The sequence below is a fragment of the Sulfurimonas sp. genome (assembly GCF_014859695.1).
GTDB lineage: Bacteria > Campylobacterota > Campylobacteria > Campylobacterales > Sulfurimonadaceae > Sulfurimonas.
The window spans coordinates 1-2941 of the sequence record NZ_JACUTS010000138.1; the positions used below are offsets into that span (position 1 = coordinate 1).

General features: G+C 28.9%; 4 protein-coding genes. All 4 read left to right on the forward strand.

Going from position 1 to position 2941, the window contains the following annotated elements:
- Nucleotides 1-451 precede the first annotated feature (451 nt).
- The 4 genes from IBX42_RS11905 to IBX42_RS11920 all read left to right on the forward strand — a co-directional run bounded on the left by IBX42_RS11905 (nt 452) and on the right by IBX42_RS11920 (nt 2936).
- Nucleotides 452-1594, forward strand: coding sequence for a DUF3800 domain-containing protein (locus IBX42_RS11905; protein WP_294933150.1), 1143 nt, complete (start codon nt 452-454; stop codon nt 1592-1594).
- A gap of 37 nt (nt 1595-1631) precedes the next feature.
- The gene (locus IBX42_RS11910) at nt 1632-2003 is read left to right on the forward strand and encodes a hypothetical protein (protein ID WP_294933151.1); all 372 of its coding nucleotides are present in this window, start codon (nt 1632-1634) and stop codon (nt 2001-2003) included.
- A gap of 80 nt (nt 2004-2083) precedes the next feature.
- Nucleotides 2084-2440, forward strand: coding sequence for a hypothetical protein (locus tag IBX42_RS11915; RefSeq protein WP_294933152.1), 357 nt, complete (start codon nt 2084-2086; stop codon nt 2438-2440).
- A 253-nt stretch (nt 2441-2693) separates the two neighbouring features.
- The gene (locus IBX42_RS11920) at nt 2694-2936 is read left to right on the forward strand and encodes a transposase (protein WP_294933153.1); all 243 of its coding nucleotides are present in this window, start codon (nt 2694-2696) and stop codon (nt 2934-2936) included.
- Nucleotides 2937-2941: the final 5 nt, after the last annotated feature.

Genomic DNA, 2941 nt, shown 5'->3' on the forward strand with positions numbered 1-2941 from the left:
CAAATCACTTATTCAGAATTGCAGAAATTAAAAGGTGCGTAAGGTCAGTTATTAACTGATGTTACGCACTAAAACGAACGCGTCCGTTTTAGTGGCAGGGACAAATGTCCCTACAACCCCCTAAAGCTACGAAAAGGGTACTTTTCGAGAAAATTAGAGGTATTTACGAACTTTTTTACAAAAGTGCGTAAGGTCAGTTATGTAATTATTTTAACAATTAACAAACATTTTTATGTGTTATTGCTCTCTTTGACACTTAACGCACACTAAATATTTAAGAATAATATGTTTTTTTTCTTTTAAACTTAAAAAATGTTGCAATTTGTCATATTTTTTAACAATAAATACACATTTAAGATGTAAGTTATTTTTATTTTTTTAAGTTAATGTATATATAATGTGCTTGAATAAATAGTTATCATATGACACAAACTTAAATTAGGAGCTTTATTTGAATGATCTGATATTATATTTTGATGAATCTGGATTCACGGGTGAAAATCTATTAAGTAAAGATCAGAATACTTTTGCTTATGGATCTGTAAATATACAATCAGATAAAGCTCAAGAATTGGTATCAAGAATCATTGAAAAGTATCAAATTCAAAATGGTGAACTTAAAGCTGTAAAACTAATAAGAAGAGATAAAGGTAAACAAGCAATATTAGAAATTTTAAATGAAATTTCTAATAACATCAAGATTTCTGTTGATGATAAAAAGTTTGCATTATCTGGATACTTTTTTGAATATATTTTTGAACCAATTTTAGCAAGTAAAAGTACAATCTTTTATCAACTAAACTTTCATAAATATATTTCCAATGTAATATATATTTCTTTTGTGAGCAATGATAAAATAGCCAATAAAATATTGAATATTTTTGAAACATTAATGAGAAAAAAAGAACTAAATTATCTTACTGAAATAATAGCCATCTTGCATGATGAGCAAGATAAATCTGAAACTTTAGAATTCTTTGAAAAAATTCTTCTATTTATAAATGCCCACAAGGATACTATATATCAAGAAATTCAAAGCCTACCTTCTTGGACTATAGATTTATCTATGACATCTTTACATTCTTTATTTTGTGAGTGGGGAGTTACGAGACAAGAGATAAAAGCTTTTTGTGATAGTTCAAAACCTATAGATGCTCAAAAAAGTTTTTTTGACAACTTTATTGGAAGAAAAGATGTCGTATATAGTCCATTTATAGCAAATGAAGGAAAGCCTATCCCTTTAACTTATAATTTAAAAGAAATAACTATGGTTGATTCTAAAGAGCATCCAGGTATTCAGCTTGCAGATATTGTTGCAACTGCAACAGCGTATAGTTTTCAGATGTATCAAGAATCTAACGAATTTACAGAAAAGGTAAAAGAAATCTTACAAGATAAAATTGTGTATGCTAGTGTATTTCCTGACTTTAGTTATATTGACCTTAAAAAGAAAGAAGTACAATTAAATGCACTTATTTTTGAAGAATTAGTAAGTAGAAGTATAGAAGGGATACCTATTTTAGATAATATTGAAGGTTATATATACAGTACACAACAACTTTTAGAAGAAACACCTATGAGTTTTGAAGACTAATAAATGATAAGCCAATAAATTACCTAGCGGCAATTTATTGGCTATATTTAAACGTTATGCTAAAGGAACCAAAAATATGGAATTTCAATATACAGATAATTTTACAAGTAAATATCGTTATGGAAAATTGTATCCTAAAGGTATACCACATGGCACGAATATTCATAATAAGTTAAAAAGTGATGATTGGGAATTAGAAAATAGAGAAAATCATATTAAAGAGATGAATGATAATAGAATGGATAGGAATTATGGATTTACTGATAAGTATATACATAAAGCAACTAATAAAATTATTTCTGTTCACTGTGATAGGTCTGCAACAGGTAAAACACTTAATTGGACATTTAGTTCAAATGATATAGACAATTTAGAAGAATTTAAAGAATTGTTAAATATAAAAACATAACAACACATTGGAGAGAAATATTTGACCCTACGGCTCAAATATTTCTCAACTCAAACGTTAGTGTAAAAAGGGTAAAGAGTATGGAAGCTATCTTGAAATATGTTTCATTAATTACAATGAGCGGAGCCGCGATATCATTCATAATTGGTTTTTACAAATGGATTGATCAGAGGAATCGAGAGGAAGAGCAAAGACAATCTGAAGCATTTCATAAAATGGTATGCCTTGCAACTGGCAATGATGAAATAGGAAAAAAGATAACTCTTACACAACAGTTGGCGGCTATATATCAGCTTCAACGATATCAAAAATATTCATTTGCATCTATCCCAGTATTAGAGCATATGATTTCGGAATATAAAGCAATGAACGACAAACGATCAGAACCATTAGTAAAAGCTTTAGAAAATACTATCAATGCTTTGTCCGAACACTAACAAATCAGTGGAGCCAATAAATTACCCTGCGGGCAATTTATTGGCTCATTTTAAACGTTATGTCTCAAAAATTTCAGTATCGAGGTAAGAGTATGAGTATTACACTTTATGATTATACCCCTGTGAATGAATCTCCACTTTTTATCAAAAAATTATATGCCTTAAGTTTTAACAAAATATTTCAATTTGCAATATATTTGATTGTAGCGAATATAAATAGTTAAGATACATGATTAAAATATAGGATTGACAAATGCCGACAAGACTAAGAGTAGATTTAGCTGGGTATCATCATATTATAAATCGTGGAGTAAATCGTTGTGATGTCTTTAATTGTCAAGACGACAAAGAGATGTTTTTACAAATCATCAATAAAAGTGCTATTCTTCATAAGACAACACTGCACGATTACTGCTTGATGGACAATCATTATCATTTACTTATAGACTCAACTTTCGCACCTAAATCCAAGCAATTCTTGAGTTGTGCTTCGTAGTGTAG

Bases quoted from the DNA above. Each gene is read 5' to 3' on its own strand.
- IBX42_RS11915 (WP_294933152.1), top strand. From the start codon at position 2,084: ATGGAAGCTATCTTGAAATATGTTTCATTAATTACAATGAGCGGAGCC.
- IBX42_RS11920 (WP_294933153.1), top strand. From the start codon at position 2,694: ATGCCGACAAGACTAAGAGTAGATTTAGCTGGGTATCATCATATTATA.